Here is an 18910-nt window from a genome sequence, read left to right on the forward strand (position 1 = left end):
GGAAGCCCAAAAGATGGTCGATCAGTCCGTGCAGACCTATAACACAAGGCGACCACATCTTGCCTTGAAATACAAAACGCCCGATGCGGTGCACCGGGCGTTTCAATAGAAATAGGTGTAAACCTATTTCAGGACTAGACAGCTGTGCGGGGTTAGTGGTTGCCCGCCGGCACCTGTGATGACTCTTCGTCGTTGCCGTATTCATCGGCTGCCGAGCCATGGTGGTCACGGGCCAGCAAAATGTAGAACGCCGGCAGCACAAACACCGTGAACAGGGTACCAATGCCCAGACCAGCACTGATGGTCAGGCCGATAGCAAACCGGCTTTCCGCACCCGGGCCGATGGCAATCAGCAGAGGCACCATGGCGAAGATCAATGCCAGAGAGGTCATGATAATCGGGCGCAAGCGGATAGCCGCCGCCTCGATGACCGCATCGACCTTGTTCAAGCCCCGCTCTTTCTGCAACTGATTGGCGAATTCCACAATCAGGATGCCGTTCTTGGAGACCACCCCGATTAGCGTAATCAGCCCCACCTGTGTGTAGATGTTCATGGTGGCAAAGCCCAGTACGATGAACGCCATGGCCCCGGCTACCGACATGGGAACCGATACCAGAATGATGATCGGGTCGCGCCAGCTTTCAAACTGCGCGGCCAGGACCAGATAGATCACCAGCAATGACAGGAAGAAGGTCACCATCAGTGCGCTGCCCTGGGTGGCCAGCTGGCGGGTTTCCCCGGTGTAGTCGTAGCTGAAACCCTGAGGGAAGACGTCGCTGGCGGTTTGCTCCATAAACTCCATGGCGGTGCCTGCCGCCACGCCCGGCATCACCACGCCCTCCAGGGTCAGCGAGTTTTGCTGGTTGAACTGAGTGCGGTTCGACGGCTCCACTTCCTCGGTAAAGCTCACGACGCTGGACAGCGGCACCAGTTCGCCGTTGCCGGCACGGATGTAGTAGTCCTGCAGGGCTTCCTTGCTCGGGCGGAACTGGTCATCCACCTGTGGAATCACCTGGTATGAACGGCCTTCCATGTTGAAGCGGTTGATGTAGCCGCCACTGAGCATGCTGGCCAGGGACTGCCCAACATCCTGCATTGACAGGCCCAGATCGGCCACGCGATCACGATCAACATTAATGCGGGTAACCGGCTTGTCGAAGTTGATGGACTTCTTCAGGAACATGAAGTTACCGCTCTGCATGGCCTTGCCCAGCATTTCATCCGCCACCTGGTCCAGCTGTTCATAGCTGCCGCCGGTGGTGATGACAAACTGGAACGGCAGGCCGCCGCCGGAGCCGGGCAGGGACGGCCGGGGGAATACCGCGGTCTGCAGCCCGGTGACCTTTTTCAGTTCAGCATCCAGCTTGGGCTGAACCTCGAACTGGGTAATCTCCCGCTCGCTCCAGGGCGCCAGCTTGAAGCCACCGAAGACGGCGTTGGGGCTGGTGATGCCCAGAATCATGAAGTCTTCGCTGTAACCCGGCACCTCAGACATCCGGTTCTGCACTTCCTGACCGTGGTCGTACAGGTAGTCCAGGGTGGAGGTCTCGGGCCCCAGGCCTTGATAGAACAGGATGCCCTGGTCTTCGGTGGGGGCCAGTTCGTTCTGACTCATCATCAACATGAAGTAGATGGATCCAAGTACCACAAAGGCGAAGAACACCACGACGGACTTGGTTTGCATCAATGACGCCAGCGCTGCCTTGTAACCGTTTGCCAGACCGTTGAAGCTCTTTTCGACAACCTTTTCAAAGCGGCCCGGGTCGCCGTGGGGTTTGAGTACCTTGGCAGACAGCATGGGTGACAGGGTCAGTGCAACAATACCGGAAATGACCACGGTGCCGGCCAGGGTGAAGGCAAACTCGGTAAACAGTGAGCCTACGAGACCTCCCATAAAGCCGATGGGCGCATAAACCGCAACCAGGGTGGTGGTCATGGCGATGATTGGGGTCGCCATTTCCCGGGCACCGTTGATGGCAGCATCGAACCGGGATTCGCCCTGTTCAATATGCCGGTGCACGTTTTCCACCATGATGATGGCATCATCTACCACCAGGCCGATGGCCAGCACCATAGACAGGAGCGTCAGCAGGTTCAGGGAGAAGCCGAACATCAGCATGACAAAGGCGCCACCGATCAGGGACAGCGGAACCGCTACAGATGGCACCACTGAGGCTCGAACCGAACCCAGGCACAGGAAAACCACCACCAGTACGATGATCATGGCTTCCAGCAAGGTCTGGATAACCTCGTTGATGGAATCGTCGATAAAGTCGGAAGCGTCGTAGGCCAGGCGCACATTCAGGCCGCTGGGTAACTGACTCTCGATATCCGGCAGTTCTGCCTTGACCAGTTCAGCCACCGTCAGCGGGTTGGCTCCTGGTGCCAGCTCAATGGCCACATAGGTGGCTGGTTGGCCTTTGTACAGCGCCAGGCTGTCGTAGGTCTGGGAGCCCAGCTCCACCCGGGCAATGTCCTGCAGGCGGATCAGAGTGCCGTTTGACTGTTTAACCACCAGGTTCCGGAAGGCGTCCGGGTCGGCGATGTCGGTGTCGCTGGTCAGGCTGACCTCGGTGTACTTGCCGCGGGTCTTACCCACCGCGGCCTGATAGTTGTTGGCCCGCAATTTGGCAGCCACCTCGACCGGGGTCATATCCACGGCGGCGAGACGCTCCGGGTCCAGCCAGATACGCAGGGCAAACGTCCGGCCCAGCAGTTCAGCCTTGCCCACGCCGGCCAGCGCCTGCAGCTTGGGCTGCACCACACGGGTCAGATAATCGGTAATCTGGGGGACATCCAGCTCGGTGCTGTAGAAGGCAATGTACATCAGTGCCGTGCTGTCGCCGGTTGTAGAGGTGATAACCGGGTCCTCTGCTTCCGCCGGTAACACGTTGCGCTGACTGGCGACCTTGGCCTGGATCTCTGCCAGGGCATCGTTGGCGTCGTAGTTCAGGATCATCTTGGCCTGAATGGTCGATACGCTCTGGGAACTGGTGGACGTCAGGTAATCAATGCCGCTGGCTTCCGCAATGGCCTGCTGTAGCGGGGTCGTGATAAAGCCCTTGATCAGGTCCGAACTGGCGCCGGGGTAAGCCGTGGAGACGGTCACCGTGGTGCTTTCCAGCTCCGGATACTGCCGGATTTCCATCTCCATGGCGGCCCGCGCGCCGATCAACAGGATCAGCAGGCTGACCACCGTGGCGAGAACCGGCCGGTGGACAAAAATGTCGGTGAATTTCATTACTCAGACGCCTCCTGGCCGGACTCGTCCTGGATTTCAACACGCTGGCCCGCGCGCAGCCTCAGCAGGCCCTTGGCGACGACCGTTTCGCCTTCTTCCAGACCGGAAAGCACGGCTGAGCGGCCATCACGGACTTCGCCCGTGGTGACGGTGCGGCGGCTGACAATCAGTTCACCGTTGTCGTTTTCTTCAACCACATACACGAAATTGCCGTAAGTGTTGTAGGAAATGGCGGTGCGCGGCAGGGTAACCACTTCATTGTCCCGGGGCTGACCGGTCTGAATGGTGGCAAACATGCCGGGGCGCAGCAGGTTTTCTTCATTATCCAGGGTGGCGCGCATACGCACGGTACGGGTTTCCGGGTTTACCGAGGTGTTGATAGCGCTCACCTCACCCTCGAAGGACTGGTCCGGCACAGCAGCGACCGTCACGGATACCGGGTAGCCCTGATCCACGTCCGGCAGAAATTTCTCGGACAGGGTGTAGTCCACATAGATAGGGTTCAGCATGTTGATCTCGACGATCGGTGTGCCGGTGGCAACGTACTGACCCTGATCCACCATGCGGATACCCAGCTTGCCGTCGAAGGGCGCGCGAATCACCTTCTTGTTGAGCTGAGCTTCGGCCTCGTTGACACGGGCTCGGGCGGCATCGAAATTGGCCTTGGCCTCATCATACTGGGACTGAGACACGGCCCGCTTCGGCAGCAGATCCGAAACCCGCTTGAATTCCTGTTCTGCCAGTTGGGCTTCTGCCCGCCGTGTGCGCAGCGCTGCTTCGTCGATGGCGGCATCCAGGCGCACCAGAACATCGCCCTTGTTGACGGTATCGCCGGACTCAAAGCCAATGCTCTCAATCACACCGGGCACTTCGTTGGCCACTTCGATGCCGTTGATAGCAGTGATGCTGCCGACAGCCTTGATCGCCGGCTGCCAGTTTTCGGTAGTTGCTTTGGTCACAGAAATGATGGCCGGCGGCTGTGGCTGGGACATCATTTCTTTCATCTGGCCGAACTGGTAGAACTTGTAACCAAAGATTCCACCCAGCACGACGCCGAGAAAAAGGAGAACGATGACGAAACGGGAAGCAGTGCGCATAAGTCTGTTCCTGGGAGTGAATTTCCTGAATCTGATAAAGTCGCCCGGAAGGGAAGGCTGACAGCTATCCTTGCAAATCAGGGCTCGGGGACAAAGTTATAGAACGTCAGTTCAATTTAACGAATAGGATGCTACAAAAGCTATTGCTATTTGTCACCCGTTTGCATTCATGAAGCAGTATAAATACTGCAGAATGATTACGCTGGTGTTTGGATGCCGGATTAGAGTAACAGCACCAAGTTGAGTGTCCAACTGGTGGACTAAAACCTGACAGAGATACATGCAATGCAACTGATTCTCGGCCTGGCCCTGGCTGCCGCTGTATTTGTGATCCTGAAAAAATGGGGCGCGCTGTCGCCGGAAGGGCAGAAGGCGGCAATCTGGAAAGTCATTCTGGTGGCTGGCGGTGCGCTGTTGCTGTTCATGGTGCTGACGGGCCGGGTGCATGTGATCACGGCCGGTATTGCCGCTCTTATTCCCCTGTTGAGAAAGGTGCCGGCACTACTGCGTTATGCGCCGATGTTTCGCAAGGCCATGGGCGATTCATCCGGTAATGACTCGACGCGCCATGCAAATGCCGGGGGCGATCGGGCTGCCACCCGGGGGCCAATGAGCACGCAGGAAGCCTGCGATATTCTGGGAGTTAACCCCGGTTGCTCCCGTGAGGAGGTGACCGCTGCCCACCGCAAACTGATGTTGAAGGTGCACCCGGACCGCGGCGGCAACGATTACCTGGCCGCCAAGCTCAATGAGGCCCGAGATGTCTTGCTGGGCAAGCGTAATCAGGCCTGATCAGGGCAGAATTTCCACTTTGACGTCGATGGACAGGTTTTCTGCACGCTTGCCGTTCACACGGTAGGTGATGCCTTGCTGCTCCTGATTCATGGAGGTGCGAGTTCCTCCGAGGCTGACCCATTGGCCCGGCTCGACCCGCCGGATGGTCATCAGGGCTTCGGTTTCGTAGCCGGGCAGTGCGGCGGGGTCTTCCTCAAAGGACACGATACTCAGCTCTACCGCCTGGCTCGAGATGGCCTGGGGGCTTACGACAAAGCCGCTTCGGGTTTCGACCTGCTGCAGTATGGCGGCGGGGTTGCGCCCACCCTTAACGGCAAATGGCAAGGTTCGCACATTGCCGGAGGTAATGTGGGCTGACTGGCCATCCTGCACGATCAACTGACGTTCACGGGTTGAATTGGTGCTGATGGTGCGGCGTTCGACGCTGGCGCCGGCCGAGCCGTTCGAGAGGCTGACGCCGCCTCCGGATTGTTTGCCGCCGATGTCCTGACGGTAGCGTACGCTGATCCTCATCTGTACCGGCGGCACATCCATCGATTGCACCAGTGTTCCGATTTCGTCCAGCAGTGCGGGTTCGCCACGGACCACCAGTTGTTGTCCGCGTGCCGTCACCGTAACCGGCGACTGTTGGTAAAGTTCGCGAATCTGTAGCGCAATGTCGTCGGCCGTTCGGTTGTTCAGCTCATAGACCCTGGCTTCTGATTGTGCCCAAACGACGGTGGAAGCCGTTAACATCGCAAGAAACAGGGCAGGTATCAGCCAGAGAACGGAGCGGTGCTCGGTGTTTCGCATGCAGGCCTCCAGAGCCATGACGGCCATGCCCGCATTAAATAATCCGTTTTGCGGGTTGCCATCGTTAAAACCGTAGGTATATAGTGAAAAGCATGAAGACCTTACACGCAGCCTGTCAATTGAATGTTCTGAAAGCTTTCGGTGAAAAACTGAAGGCCGCAGGCTCTGCTGTGTATTTTTGGTGGTTTGGTTATGGCTTTTATTTTAGCCAGAGCCCGGGCCGCCCATAAGATCTTCATCGACCGAATACAACGAGGAAGGCAGCCCGGCAAGCAACCCAGGCTGCCACCGGACTCCGAAAAGCCCCGACTGGTAGCCCAGCCGGGGCTTTTTTGATTCTGACACAGGGAAACGGGAACACAGACATGAACATGCCGCTGAAATCTGAAACACTGGATGCGCAAGCCTCAAGCGCCTGCCAGCACCGCCAGGAAGCGAGACTGCCTACCGCCGCCGAGTTGCGCCAGCAGTTTCCTGCCGATGAGCAACAGGTGCGGGCCATTGCCGGTTACCGTGATCAGATCCGCGCCGTGCTGCACGGTCAGGACGACCGCACCCTGATCGTGATGGGCCCCTGCTCCATTCACGACGAGCAGGCTGCCCTGGATTACGCCACCCGCCTGAAAGTACTGTCAGACGAAGTCAGTGACCGTTTCCTGATTGTCATGCGCGCCTACCTGGAGAAACCCCGTACCACGGTGGGCTGGAAAGGCCTTCTGTACGATCCGGAACGCACCGGTCAGGGCGATCTGAAACAGGGCCTGGAGCGTTCTCGCAAGTTGTTGCTGGCGTTGTCCGAGCTCGGCCTGCCGCTCGCCACCGAAGCCCTGAGCCCGTTCATGATGGATTACCTGGGGGACCTGGTAAGCTGGACCGCGATCGGCGCCCGTACCACCGAATCCCAGATTCACCGGGAAATGGTCAGCGGCCTGCCCATGCCTACCGGGTTCAAGAACGGCACCGATGGTGGCATTACCGTGGCCAGCCACGCCATGAAGTCGGCCTCGCACCCGCACCACCACATGGGGATCTCCCATAGCGGCGCACCGGTGATGATTTCCACCGCCGGCAATCCGGATACTCATCTGGTTCTGCGCGGTGGCCGGGGTGTGACCAACTACGATGAACTGAGCATTGCCAAAGCGGTGGCAGAGCTGGAAAAAGCCGGCGTATCAACGGCGGTGATGGTGGACTGCAGCCATGATAACGCCTGCAAGCAGGCTGAGCGGCAGGTGGACATCGCCCGGGAAGTGATGGCGCAGAAGCGTAACGGCAATCGGCACATCAAGGGCCTGATGCTGGAAAGCTTCCTGGAATTCGGCCGCCAGGACGACGGCAAAGAGCTGGTCTACGGGTGCTCGATTACCGATCCATGCCTGGGCTGGGAACAGACGGAGACTCTGATCCGCTCACTGTAGACAGCAGCAGTTGCCCGGCCAGCAATACCAGAATGCCCCCCATGGTCCGGTCGAGCCAGTGTCCGAACCGGTTGAACCCCCGGCGGACACGGGGGTGGGTAAAGAACACCGCTACCATGGCAAACCACAGGCCGGTGGCCAGGGCCATATAGATGCCGTATCCGGCCTGCAGCAGAACCGGCGTGCCTGGATTGATGATGACGGAGAACAGGGACACGAAAAACAGGGTGGCCTTGGGATTGAGGGCGTTGGTTAAAAAACCGAGCCGGAACGCCGCCCAGCCAGTCTGGGCCTGCCCGCCGTTCGCTTGCACGTGAATGGCTCCGGGTTTGGCCCGCAGGCAGTGCCAGGCGATATAGAGCAGATACACGGCCCCAATCACTTTCAGCACGGTAAACAGCATTACCGATTGCTGGATGATCAGCCCGATACCCAGCAGCGAATAGCCCACATGCAGCAGAATGCCGATGCCAATGCCCATGGCGGTCAGCAGGGCATTGCGCCGGGCCTGGGTCAGTGCCTGGCGCAGCATGACTGCAAAATCCGGCCCGGGGCTGGCCACCGCCAAAAGGTGCACCAGGGCAACGGTCAGAAACTCCAGCCAGTAATTCTGCACATTCATTCTCCCGCGTGTTTGCAATTGTGCTTGGGTTGTTGCGCCTGCAGCCAGTAACCACAGGGATTTTTTCTGTGATTCCCCTGTCAGCGGATAATAAGCTTTCTATACTTTACCGAAAGGCTCCTTAAGTTTAATAGCCCAAACCACCTGAAATTTCAGTCAGTCTCCAGGAGGCAGGATGGACAAGCGAGAAGTGGATGTAGCGGTTATCGGTGCGGGTACGGCGGGAATGGTCGCCTATCAGCGCGCCCGCAGGGCCACCGACCGGATTGTGTTGATTGAGGGTGATCAATACGGCACCACCTGTGCCCGGGTAGGGTGCATGCCCAGCAAGTTGCTGATTGCCGCCGCGGAAAGGGCCCATCAGGTGAGGCAGGCGGAAGCGTTCGGTGTGCTTCCGGGCGATGTGCGCATTGATGGTCCGGCTGTGATGGCGCGAGTGCGTGAAGAGCGCGATCGCTTTGTGGCACCGGTGGTGCGGTCCATGGAATCGCTGCCGCAGGAACACCGGTTGATGGGGCATGCCCGATTTGTTGACAGTCATCGTCTTGTCGTGGGTGATCATACCGAGGTCACCGCGGGCCGGATTGTTATTGCCACCGGCTCCCGCCCCAACATCCCGGGCATTCTGAAAGAAGCGAAAGACCGACTGGTGGTCAACGATGACGTGTTCGACTGGCGGGATCTGCCGTCTTCGGTGGCGGTGTTCGGCCCGGGAGTGATTGGGGTCGAATTAGGTCAGGCATTGAGCCGGCTGGGCGTAAAGGTCCGCATGTTTGGCGTCAGCGGCGGCATTGGCGGTATTCAGGATGAGAAGGTGAGGGAGTATGCGCTGGACACCTTCCGTGAAGAGTTTGCCATCAGCCCGAAAGCCGATACCCGGCGTGTTGAACGCATCGAGGAGGGGGTTCGCATCAGCTGGAGCGAGGGCGGCAAGGAGCATCAGCAAACCTTTGATTATCTGTTGGCAGCCACCGGGCGGAGACCCAACATTGATCACCTGGATATCCAGAATGCCGGCATCGAACTGGATGAACGGGGCATGCCGGAGTTTGACCCCTTCACCCTGCGCTGCGGTGACAGCCATATCTTCATTGCCGGTGATGTGAACAACGACCGCCCCCTGCTGCACGAGGCGGCAGACGAAGGCCGGATTGCCGGCGACAATGCAGGGGCCTGGCCGGAAGTCCGAACCGGCCGCAGAAAAACTCCCATGGCGGTGGTGTTCACCGAGCCCCAGATTGCCTCGGTGGGGCTGAACATTCATCAGGTGGATGAGCGTTGCCAGGGCTGCTTTGCGGTTGGTGAGGTGTCGTTTGAGGATCAGGGTCGCAGCAAGGTTATTGGCAAGAATCGGGGGCTGCTCCGGGTCTACGGCGAGCACGGCAGCGGCCTGTTCATGGGGGCCCAGATGTTCGGGCCTGCTGCAGAGCACCTTGCCCACTTGCTGGCGTGGTGCGTGCAAAAGCGAATGACCGTGAGCGAAATGCTGGAGATGCCGTTCTACCATCCGGTGATTGAGGAGGGGCTGCGAACCGCAATAAAAGACCTGAGCAAGAAACTCCGGATAGGCCCTGAGCCAGGGGAGGGTTGCATGGATTGCGGGCCGGGTGTGTAGCTTTACCCTCCGTCTTTGACAGAGGGCAAGTCATTAAAGCGTGTTTTGCGCTAGATTCATGGCATTGGCGGTTGTATTCCGCTGATGCCGTGCCCATATCTTCTCATGGAAGAAGTAAGCAACGGTGTTAATGGCCGGTTCGACCATCGCGATCAGGCTGCCGATCAGAATGTCCCCGGTCAGCAGGAACGCGACGGTAAAAGCCACCGTAAAGTGGGTAATCGCGAAGGTGATCGTTTTCAGAAACGACGGGTCGCCCTTCGAGCTGTGATTGTGAACAAACAGTTTCAGGGTACTCATGGAATCAACTCCGCGTGATGAATGCCTATAACCCCATTTAAGGACAAACGAGAATTGTTTCCAAATAGAAAGTGACATTTTTCTCGATAGGGTTCAGCTATGATTTTAGGGTTGGTGGTATAAGTTTCTGCTATGAGCGATATTGAATACCCAAACTTTCGTTCTGACACTGAGCTGTCATACAGTAGCTGTTAGATGACACCCCAAAACGAATCAGGAGGTTCAACATGGGCAAGAATTTTATTGGTCTCGACACAGACAAAACCCAGAAGCTGGCAGATGCACTGAACGAACTGCTCTCCAACTACCAGATTTTCTACATGAATGTGCGTGGCTATCACTGGAACATCAAGGGTGACAATTTCTTTGAGCTGCATGCCAAATTTGAAGAACTCTACGATGACCTGCTGCTCAAGATTGATGAAATTGCCGAGCGGGTTCTCACCCTGGGCCATCGTCCTGCACACGCCTACAGCACCTACATTGAAAAGTCCGAAGTGCCGGAGCGCAAGGACGTATCTGATGGCAAAGAAGCGGTGGGTAACATCGTCGAGAGTTTCGGTAAGCTCATCGCCAAGCAGCGTGGCCTGCTGAACCTGGCCGGTGAAGCAGAAGATGAAGGTACCGTGGCACTGATGAGTGACTACATCTCTCAGCAGGAAAAAACGGTATGGATGTACCGGAGCTACTTGGGCCAGTAAGTTCCGGCTGATGCTCCGACTTTTCCCCGGCCCGGCATCGGGCCGGGGAGTTGTCACAGAAACGTCACTGCACTGTCACTTTCCTTTCCCGCGTTCGTCACGTCTGTCGCCTAGCCTTCTTTGCTCTTGCATCATTAAATAAGCAAAGGAGCCCGCTGTGCCCAAGACATCGCACCCATTTCAACTGTCATTGCTCGTTCTCGCTGTGAGCGCCGTGCTGGTATCCGGCTGTAATTCCTCGGACAACGATGATGATCTGGCGCCGGAAGCTCAGGTCACTGGCCTGACGCTCGAATTCGCCGGTCGATACAGCACCGGACAGTTTGATGAGTCTGCTGCGGAAATCACGGCGTTTGACCCTGCCAGTCGCAGGGCGTTTGTGGTTAATGCCTTGTCCGGGGCTGTGGATGTGCTGGATATGAGCGACCCGGTCAATCCAGCCAAAATCGACACGCTGACAGTTGCTGACATTGCCGCTGATGCGGTGGTTAACAGTGTGGCGGTGGCAAACGGGCTCGTTGCGGTTGCTGTTGAATCGAATCCGAAAACTGACCCCGGTTATGTTGCGGTATTTGGAGCTGCAGACCTGCAGTTGCGTGACAGTATCCAGGTAGGTGCGCAGCCGGATATGGTTACCTTTACGCCGGATGGGCAATATGTCCTGGCAGCAAACGAAGGCGAGCCAAGCGATGATTACCAGATCGATCCGGAAGGGTCGATCAGTGTGGTTGATGTTTCCAATCCGGGGAATCTCACGGTACGGACAGCCGATTTTCTGGCCTTCAACAGCCAGGATGGCGCCCTGAAGGCATCGGGTGTTCGCATATACGGCCCGGGGGCCACCGTAGCCCAGGATCTGGAACCGGAATATATCACCGTCAGTGCCGACAGCCGCACTGCCTGGGTCTCTTTGCAGGAAAACAACGCCCTGGCGAAGCTGGATATCGGCGCGGCAACGGTCACCGGTATTTTACCCCTGGGGTTCAAGGATTACGGTGTTGAGGGGCAGGGTATTGATGCCTCGGACGATGACGGCGTCATCAATATCCAGAGATGGCCGGGTGTGGTGGGTATCTATCATCCCGATGCCATCGACAGTTACCAGGCAAATGGTGAAACCTTTATCGTGACGGCCAATGAGGGGGATGCCAGGGCCTGGGGTGAAGATAACGCCGACTACTGGAATGGCGACAGTTCCAGGGGCTTTGTCGAAGAGTTGCGGGTGAAACACCTGGTACATCCGGATGGTTTTGCCCGTCGGGTTGGTGACGACATGCCGGCGCAACTGACTGCACTGGCTGAAGGTGCGCTGTTGAATCCATCAGTCTTCGATTACTGCGGTGCCACAGCCGGTGCAGCCAATGCCTGTCGCGATGATGACCAGTTGGGAAGACTCAACATCAGTTGGGTGCAGGGTTACCGGGTTGCTGAAAATGGTGCTCCTGTCATGTTCAACGCGTCGGGTGCAGAAGACCCGGACGGCACGCTTCTGATGTACGACCAGCTGTACTCCTACGGCACGCGTTCTCTGGCGATCTGGAATGAGGACGGTGAGCTGGTATGGGACTCCGGTGATACGATCGAGCAGTTCCTTGCCAGTGAAGAGTGCCGTCTGGGTACGGATCGCTCTATTCCCTGCTCAGACCACTTCAACTCCGCCCATGACGAGGGCATGGCATTTGATTCCCGGTCTGACGCTAAAGGTCCGGAACCTGAAGCCGTGACCGTGGCGACGTTCGACAATAAAACCTTTGCCTTCCTGGGCCTGGAGCGCATGGGGGGTATTCTGGTCTACGACGTAACGGACCCCGCCAGTCCGGTTCAGGTGGATTACCTGAACACCCGTGACGACTGGACCACTGTCGACACGGCTTCAGTGCTCGAAACCGCAGGCGATCTGGGTGTAGAGAGCATCACAGTGGTATCCAGTGATGATTCGCCGTCCGGCGAGCCGTTGCTTATCACCGGCAACGAGGTTAGCGGTACCACGGCGATCTACCGAGTGAAACTTGAGCTGACTGATTAATTCAGCTCCCTGAACAAGAAGCCCCGTCTTTATGGCGGGGCTTTTTTGTTTATTAGAGAAAAAGAGTGTCCTGAGGAATGTGTCATATAACCGAAACATATTATTAACAGTCCGTTAATAAATTCCCTCCATAGTGTCGTCTCAAGATTGCTGCCAACCACCGATTGGAAACAAAGCGTGACGAGACTTATCTGGCCAACCTGTTTGCTTGCCACCTTGATGCCGTTGCCGGCTCTGGCAGACGTTGAGCTCACTCTGGGGCCCTGTGTGAAAGTGCAAGCCGTTCAGGGTAGCGAGCAGACCGCCGGCTCTGGCGAGTCAGTGACCCTCGCTGATGGTACCCAGCAGTTGGTGGTGGAGTGCACCGCTGAAATCGGCCGTGAAAAGGTGCTGGAAACCAGCGATGCCTTCGTGGTCCGTTTCGAGGCTGCTGAGACCGCGCTGACCCTGAGCGCTCCGGAAATCGAGTCGCGTAATCAAATGGACAGCTTCAATCATCAGGGTAACTGGCAGCTGACTGATCGCCAGGGCCGTGAGGTGGCGTTTACCGCCGATGTGCTCGAAAAAGAGGGCTTTCAGCTGGTGCGGGACTATGCCCGTGAGCTGGCTGCCTATAACCGTTCAGGCTCTGTGGCGGCGGTGGCCGTACCGGAGCTGAAAACCAACCAGGACGGGTTGTTGCTGGATTCGCACGTCGATCCGGATCAGGAAATGGTCAGCAGGATGCTGCGCTACTGGTATCTGAAGGCTGACGAACAAACTCGAAAAGAGTGGGACAGCTGGGTTGATTCCAGCAACCAATAAACACCAAACCAAACTGAACGGTGACTTCCAGGTGCAGTTCCGCCAGGCAACCGGCTTTGATGAGCGCGCCGAGGTTGAATACGACGATCTGGAGCTGAAAAACTACGTTGCCTACGATCTGGGCAATGACCTGACTGCCTTCGGTCGCCTGGACTTTGGTTTCAAGGATGCTGCCGAGAAGGACGAGAACGGCAGTAATCTGGAAGAAGCCTTCGTGGGCCTGAAGTACGGCGTGGCTTCATTCTCCTTCGGTAAGCAGAACTTTGCTACGGATGAGTTTGGCATTGAGCAAGCCATTGAAGTTGAAACCGTGGACGAAGACCGTTTCGAAGGTATCGCCACCGACGGTGATGATACCATCCGCGTCGATATCGAACTGGAAAACGTCTACATCGCAGCTTCCCACGAAATGAAGACCAACGACGGAGCTTCTGCCGGTATCGACGGTGAGTACTACGATCTGTTTGTTGCCACTGAACTGGCCGGTCTTGAACTGGCTGCGGCATACCAGCAGGCGCGCGCCTACGGTTCTGCCGATTCCATGGATACCTGGGGTATCAGTGCTTCCTACGATTTCGGCTTCATGAACCTGGCCGCTGATTACAGCTCCACCGACGAAGACGACTTCGAAACCACCCAGTACAACCTGGCGGCTGTGTTTGCTGTTGCTGCCACCACCGACGTCGCACTCGGTATGGGCAACAAGGAAGAAGATGACGCGGACGACATTACCGAATGGTACGCCAACGTAACCTACAAGTTCCCGGCTGCCAAGAACGTCAGCGTGTTCGCCGAAATCGCCCAGAGCGACCTTGAAGATGCGTCTGGCGACGACGCCGACATGGGCTTCCTGGCCGGTATGCGCGTGAAGTTCTAAGCTCGCTCGTTACATGCGCCAGCCTGGTATCGAGCTACAGGTCAGTGCAGACGTGAAATCAAGGCCGGGCCTCAGCGCCCGGCCTTGGTGTATCTAAACCGCGACCTCCAGTGGCGGCACCTCCTGATGCAAGAACCACTTCTCCGTGACCACCTTGCGGGTAAACCAGTGTGAGCGCATCAAGGTGCTGGCGATGGGCTGTTTCAGCCAGTCCGGCACCTCAAAGCCGGGCTCCTGGTCCGTGGCCCGGGTTCCGAAGCGTTCGGCAATGCGTTCACCATAGCTTTGCAGCGAGAGCGCGGAATAATCCGTGGCGGCCTTGATAACATTGGCCGCCATCAGTGCCGATTCGATGGCGGGACGAATGCCCTCGCCACTCTGGGTATAGGCCAGGCCGGCCGCATCGCCAATCAGCAACACGCCGTCATCCACCAGTGGTCGGTTGGCATGGGCATACAGCAGATAGGCGTGACCTTTGAAGCGGCCTGGCAGGTCTGAAGGAATGCGGCCCGACTGTTTCATTTCCTCGACAAAAGCTTCCAGATGATCAGATAACCGGTGGTTGTCCTCACGGCCCAGGCCGATGTTCAGATAGCTGCCTTTCCGGAAAACCCAGGCGTAGCCCTTGAGATCCCGGCAGAACCAGAGCTCTGGCGTGTCGCCGCGGGCTTCGCAGGCGCGGGCCTGCTCTGGCGTCATCTCGAACTCAACTTCCTTGGCGGCCACCACGGTTTCATGCTTGCCCGGGCCGTCGCCCAACAGCCGTGCCACCGGGCAGAAATGGCCCCCGGCACCCACCAGCAGCGGCGCCTGCCATTGATCGTTGATCACCCAGTTGCCGTTGTTCCGGTTGATGGACTTTACCGCGGTTGCCAGTTGCTTTTCACACTCGGCACGGTCCAGCAGGTAGTCGTCGAATTCGCAGCGACGAATACCGTAGCTGACAATATCCCCGTGGTCGTTCTCCACCGCACTTTGCCCCATCATGCCGATCCGGAACCGGCGAATGGGTTGCAGTGTCCGGCCGACGGAATACTTCCCCGGATCAATGTCCAGGCTGGCCATCACTGCCGGCGTAACCCAGCCGGCGCAGGTCTTGTCCCGGGGGAAGGCTTGCTTGTCGATGATCAGTACCCGTTTGCCGGAGTCCTCCAGAGCCCGGGCCAGGGTTGAGCCGGCAGGGCCGGCCCCCACGATAATGATGTCGTAGTATTCCATCAGACCCCCTCTGGCGTGGCTGGAAACGTGTAGAGTTCCTGCCGGCTCTGGGGCAGCTGGTTATTGTCGCCGTGGGTGAACACCACCTGGAACAACTGCAAAGAACCGGCCCGGAACGCGGCGATGGAACCGGCCAGATACAGTCGCCAGGCCCGGGTGAAATGTTCGTCGTACATCTCGGTGACCTGGTCCTGGTTGGCGGTGAAATTGTCCATCCAGTGGGTCAGGGTCTGAGCGTAATGCAGCCGCAGGTTTTCCACATCCAGTACCGAGAAATCGCTGTGCTCGCAGATTTCCATGAACTCGCCAATGCTGGGCGGATAGGCGCCGGGGAAAATCCGCTTCTCGATCCAGGCGTTCATCAGCATGGGCCGGTTGCGGCCGATGCTGTGGAGCAAGGCAATACCATTCGGCTTCAGGGAGCGTTTGATCAGTTCCGACAGAGCGGGGTAATTGTCCTTGCCCACGTGTTCGAGCATGCCAATAGAAACGAACGCGTCATACTGGCCCTCAATATTGCGGTAGTCGTCTTCGACATAGGTAACCAGGTTGTCCAGGCCTTGTCGCTCTGCTTCAGCCCGGGCGTAGGCCAGCTGTTCCCGTGAGATATTGTAGGAATGCACCTTCACTCCGTAATGACGGGCCATATATCGGGCCAGCCCGCCCCACCCGCAGCCGGCTTCGACCACGGTCATGCCCGGTTTCAGCCGAAGTTTGCGGCAAACGTGTTCCAGTTTGGCCAGTTGCGCCTGTTCCAGGGTGTTGTCGGCCTGCTCGTAATAGGCGCAGGTGTACTGCATTTCGGCCTCATCCAGCCACAGTTGGTAAAACGCGTTGCCCAGGTCGTAGTGGTGGTGAATGTTCTCCTTGGCCTCGGAGATGCCGGTGGCACGCGGGTTGTGGTTGCGCCACAGGGCGTCCAGCCAGCGTGGCCATTTCTGGCGGGCGGCATGGACGGCCCGGTACAGGCTCTCCATCAGATCTGGAAGATCGCCGTCGATTTCCAGTCGACCGGCGGCATACAGGTCACCAAAGGCCAGATTGGGGTTGGCCACCAGGGAGTAGAGAGCCTTGTGGTCGGTCAGGTGCAGGGTGAAGCGGGCGTCCTGAACTTCCGGTTCTATGACATCGCCGTTCCAGAGCCGGAAACGAATGGGGGGAGAGCCGGCCATACGCATCAGTTTATGGATCAGCCAGCGTTCATAACTGTGGGGTTCGCGATCGGATTGACCGCGCTCCAGGGGCAGGCTGAGGACGTGTGCCCGGTGTTCCTCCTTGTCCGGTAACTCCGGTTTATGAGCGGTACTCTGTGCCATGGAATGCTCTCTCCTCTGATTCGTTATGGTCCGTGCAATCCCGAAAACTGAACTGAGAGTCGCGGCTTTTTGACTCAGTATAGAAAATGATCAGGTTTTGTCAGGTCGGCGGACTGAAGACTGAGGGGCAGAGCGGGTGGATGGGCGGAGCCGGCATTGGCCGGCTCCGCCAGAGTTGCAGGGTTATTCGGGGGTCAGTAGGTGGCGCTCATGCCGAACCATTCCGGGAAGATGACGATCAGCGCCAGCACCAGAATCTGGATCAGAATGAACGGAATAATACCCTTGTAGATATCCGTGGTTCGGACTTCCGGTGGTGCCACCCCTTTGAGGTAGAACAGCGAAAACCCGAATGGTGGTGTCAGGAAGCTGGTTTGCAGGTTCATGGCAATCAGGATGGCGAACCAGAGCATGTTGATGCCCATGGCCTCGGCCACCGGTGCCAGAATGGGCACGATGATGAAGGAAATCTCCACGAAATCGATGAAGAAGCCCAGCACCAGAATGACCACCATGGCCAGGATAATGAAGCCCCATTGTTCGCCGGGCAGCATCATCAGCCACTCCTCCAGCAGATAATCGCCGCCGGTATAGCTGAACACCATGGAGAAGGCAGTCGCGCCGATCAGGATTGCGAACACCATGGCGGTCACGCTGACGGTGTCTTTGGCGGCATCCCAGACCATTTTGAACGAGAACTGGCGGTAGATGATCGCCAGAACCACGGCGCCAACACCGCCCAGTGCGGAGGATTCCGTGGGAGTGGCGATGCCGGTGAAGATGGAGCCCAGCACGATCACGATCAACGCCAGTGGCGGAATAATTGCGAGCAGGGCATCCCGGATTTCCTTGCCCCGGCTGACCGATTCATCCTGGGCCGGCATGGCCGGTGCGGTTTCCGGCTTGAAACGGGTCAGAATCAGAATGTAGACAATGTACAGGCCAATCAGTACCACGCCGGGCATGACCGCAGCCTTGAACAGATCACCCACGGGCAGGCCAAGGACGTCACCCAGAATGATCAGGATGATCGACGGCGGCACAATCTGGCCCAGGGTGCCCGAGGCGCAGATGGTGCCGGTGGCCAGGCGCTTGTCGTACTTGTGTGCGAGCATGACCGGAAGTGAAATCAGGCCCATGGCAACCACGCTGGCGCCGACAACGCCGGTGGAGGCAGCCAGCAGGGCACCGACCAGAATGGTGGAAATGGCAAGGCCGCCGGGCAACCCGCCAAACAGCCGACCCATGGAGGTCAGCAGTTGTTCAGCCAGCCTGGTGCGTTGCAGTACCACACCCATGAAGATGAACAGAGGCACTGCCATCAATACGGTGTTCTGCATCACGCTCATGATCCGGAAGGGCATGAAGGCAAAGAGATCCATGCCCTCGGCGTAGATACCGAAAAACAGCGCCACGCCGCCGAAGGTGAAGGCCACCGGAAAACCGAACATCAGCATGACCAGCGCCACGCCGAACATAATCATACCGATCATGCCAGACCTCCTGCGCTGTGCTCACCTTCGTATTGCTTGTCACCGGCCATCACCCGGATGGCGTAGGTCACCATGTTCAAGCCGGCCGTTCCCATAAAGAAAGCACTGACCGGAATCACGGATTTGATCACCCAGCGATGGGGTAGGCCACCGGGGTCGCCGCTGCCTTCGCCCATCTGGTACGCATCCATCGCGTAGCTGTAGCCATAGGTGGCAATCAGGTAGGCGAACGGAATAACAAAAAGAACGGCGCCTATCAGGTTAATCCAGGCTTTGCGCTTCTGGCTCCAGTTGGTGTAGAACACGTCCACACGGACATGACCATCGGTGCGGAGGGCATAGGGAATGCCAAGCAGGAAGACGACTGAATAAAGGTGCCATTCCATTTCCTGCATGGCGATGGACACATCGTTGAAAGCATAACGTGCGACGACGTCATAGAAGACGTTGGCGGCCATCAGGATCATGGCCACACAGGCGATCCAGCCGCAAAGTTTGGAGAGCCAGGCCAGGCCCTCGTCCAGTCGGATAATCCAGCGCATCGAACTTCTTCCTCCGCATCGCGGAATTTCTGAATGTTGGAAATGAAAAAGC

At 57.8% G+C, this 18910-nt stretch carries 17 protein-coding genes; 8 read left to right on the plus strand and 9 right to left on the minus strand.

From position 1 onward, the window contains the following. Window positions 1-109: integrase core domain-containing protein (locus JIF53_RS18845; protein WP_199452605.1), on the plus strand; the 109-nt coding region annotated here is incomplete at its 5' end. Between the two features lie 43 nt (window positions 110-152). On the opposite strand, the gene JIF53_RS18850 is transcribed toward JIF53_RS18845, so the two are convergent. Both JIF53_RS18850 and JIF53_RS18855 read right to left on the minus strand, forming a co-directional pair. Next, window positions 153-3242 carry an efflux RND transporter permease subunit gene (locus tag JIF53_RS18850; RefSeq protein ID WP_014422768.1) on the minus strand — a complete coding sequence of 1030 codons (3090 nt, stop codon included), beginning with the start codon at window positions 3240-3242 and terminating at the stop codon, window positions 153-155. Further along, window positions 3242-4339 carry an efflux RND transporter periplasmic adaptor subunit gene (locus JIF53_RS18855; RefSeq protein ID WP_199453993.1) on the minus strand — a complete coding sequence of 366 codons (1098 nt, stop codon included), beginning with the start codon at window positions 4337-4339 and terminating at the stop codon, window positions 3242-3244. The genes JIF53_RS18850 and JIF53_RS18855 overlap by 1 nt, the downstream gene beginning before the upstream one ends. Before the next feature lie 285 nt (window positions 4340-4624). On the opposite strand from JIF53_RS18855, the gene JIF53_RS18860 reads away from it, so the two are divergent. After that, window positions 4625-5131, plus strand: coding sequence for a DnaJ domain-containing protein (locus JIF53_RS18860; protein WP_183577329.1), 507 nt, complete (start codon window positions 4625-4627; stop codon window positions 5129-5131). On the opposite strand, the gene JIF53_RS18865 is transcribed toward JIF53_RS18860, so the two are convergent. Next, the gene (locus JIF53_RS18865) at window positions 5132-5926 is read right to left on the minus strand and encodes a secretin N-terminal domain-containing protein (protein WP_199453995.1); all 795 of its coding nucleotides are present in this window, start codon (window positions 5924-5926) and stop codon (window positions 5132-5134) included. A 365-nt stretch (window positions 5927-6291) separates the two neighbouring features. On the opposite strand from JIF53_RS18865, the gene JIF53_RS18870 reads away from it, so the two are divergent. After that, on the plus strand, window positions 6292-7344 hold the full coding sequence (locus tag JIF53_RS18870) for a 3-deoxy-7-phosphoheptulonate synthase (protein ID WP_199453997.1): 1053 nt from the start codon (window positions 6292-6294) through the stop codon (window positions 7342-7344). Here JIF53_RS18870 and JIF53_RS18875 read toward each other — a convergent pair. Next, entirely contained in the window at window positions 7289-7960 is a 672-nt protein-coding gene (locus JIF53_RS18875; RefSeq protein ID WP_011786900.1) for a LysE family translocator, read from the minus strand. The two genes, JIF53_RS18870 and JIF53_RS18875, sit on opposite strands and share 56 nt — an antisense overlap. 181 nt (window positions 7961-8141) lie before the next feature. Here JIF53_RS18875 and JIF53_RS18880 point away from each other — a divergent pair, with 181 nt between their 5' ends. Next, the gene (locus JIF53_RS18880; RefSeq protein ID WP_153740193.1) at window positions 8142-9581 is read left to right on the plus strand and encodes a dihydrolipoyl dehydrogenase; all 1440 of its coding nucleotides are present in this window, start codon (window positions 8142-8144) and stop codon (window positions 9579-9581) included. A gap of 33 nt (window positions 9582-9614) precedes the next feature. Here JIF53_RS18880 and JIF53_RS18885 read toward each other — a convergent pair whose 3' ends face one another. Continuing rightward, complete coding sequence (locus JIF53_RS18885) at window positions 9615-9881, minus strand: DUF2061 domain-containing protein (RefSeq protein WP_153740192.1); 267 nt, start codon at window positions 9879-9881, stop codon at window positions 9615-9617. 227 nt (window positions 9882-10108) lie between these two features. Here JIF53_RS18885 and JIF53_RS18890 point away from each other — a divergent pair, with 227 nt between their 5' ends. The 4 genes from JIF53_RS18890 to JIF53_RS18905 all read left to right on the plus strand — a co-directional run bounded on the left by JIF53_RS18890 (window position 10109) and on the right by JIF53_RS18905 (window position 14289). Further along, window positions 10109-10582 carry a Dps family protein gene (locus JIF53_RS18890; RefSeq protein WP_014422762.1) on the plus strand — a complete coding sequence of 158 codons (474 nt, stop codon included), beginning with the start codon at window positions 10109-10111 and terminating at the stop codon, window positions 10580-10582. A gap of 157 nt (window positions 10583-10739) precedes the next feature. Beyond that, the gene (locus tag JIF53_RS18895) at window positions 10740-12608 is read left to right on the plus strand and encodes a choice-of-anchor I family protein (protein WP_199453999.1); all 1869 of its coding nucleotides are present in this window, start codon (window positions 10740-10742) and stop codon (window positions 12606-12608) included. 177 nt (window positions 12609-12785) lie between these two features. Then, window positions 12786-13412 (plus strand): DUF2057 domain-containing protein, encoded by a 627-nt coding sequence (locus tag JIF53_RS18900; RefSeq protein WP_323127214.1) that lies wholly within the window; start codon window positions 12786-12788, stop codon window positions 13410-13412. 31 nt (window positions 13413-13443) lie between these two features. Then, a complete protein-coding gene (locus JIF53_RS18905; RefSeq protein ID WP_323127215.1) occupies window positions 13444-14289 on the plus strand; it encodes a porin in 846 nt (281 codons plus the stop codon). A 93-nt stretch (window positions 14290-14382) separates the two neighbouring features. On the opposite strand, the gene JIF53_RS18910 is transcribed toward JIF53_RS18905, so the two are convergent. The 4 genes from JIF53_RS18910 to JIF53_RS18925 form a co-directional block, all read right to left on the minus strand. Continuing rightward, a complete protein-coding gene (locus JIF53_RS18910; protein WP_153740492.1) occupies window positions 14383-15507 on the minus strand; it encodes an NAD(P)/FAD-dependent oxidoreductase in 1125 nt (374 codons plus the stop codon). Continuing rightward, window positions 15507-16823 (minus strand): SAM-dependent methyltransferase, encoded by a 1317-nt coding sequence (locus tag JIF53_RS18915; RefSeq protein WP_023009563.1) that lies wholly within the window; start codon window positions 16821-16823, stop codon window positions 15507-15509. Before JIF53_RS18915 ends, JIF53_RS18910 begins: the two co-directional genes overlap by 1 nt. 194 nt (window positions 16824-17017) lie before the next feature. Continuing rightward, the gene (locus JIF53_RS18920; protein WP_011786891.1) at window positions 17018-18316 is read right to left on the minus strand and encodes a TRAP transporter large permease; all 1299 of its coding nucleotides are present in this window, start codon (window positions 18314-18316) and stop codon (window positions 17018-17020) included. Next, on the minus strand, window positions 18313-18858 hold the full coding sequence (locus JIF53_RS18925; protein WP_023009564.1) for a TRAP transporter small permease subunit: 546 nt from the start codon (window positions 18856-18858) through the stop codon (window positions 18313-18315). The genes JIF53_RS18920 and JIF53_RS18925 overlap by 4 nt, the downstream gene beginning before the upstream one ends. Window positions 18859-18910 lie beyond the last annotated feature (52 nt).

The sequence above is a fragment of the Marinobacter sp. bablab_jr008 genome (assembly GCF_016464145.1).
Taxonomy (GTDB): domain Bacteria; phylum Pseudomonadota; class Gammaproteobacteria; order Pseudomonadales; family Oleiphilaceae; genus Marinobacter; species Marinobacter nauticus.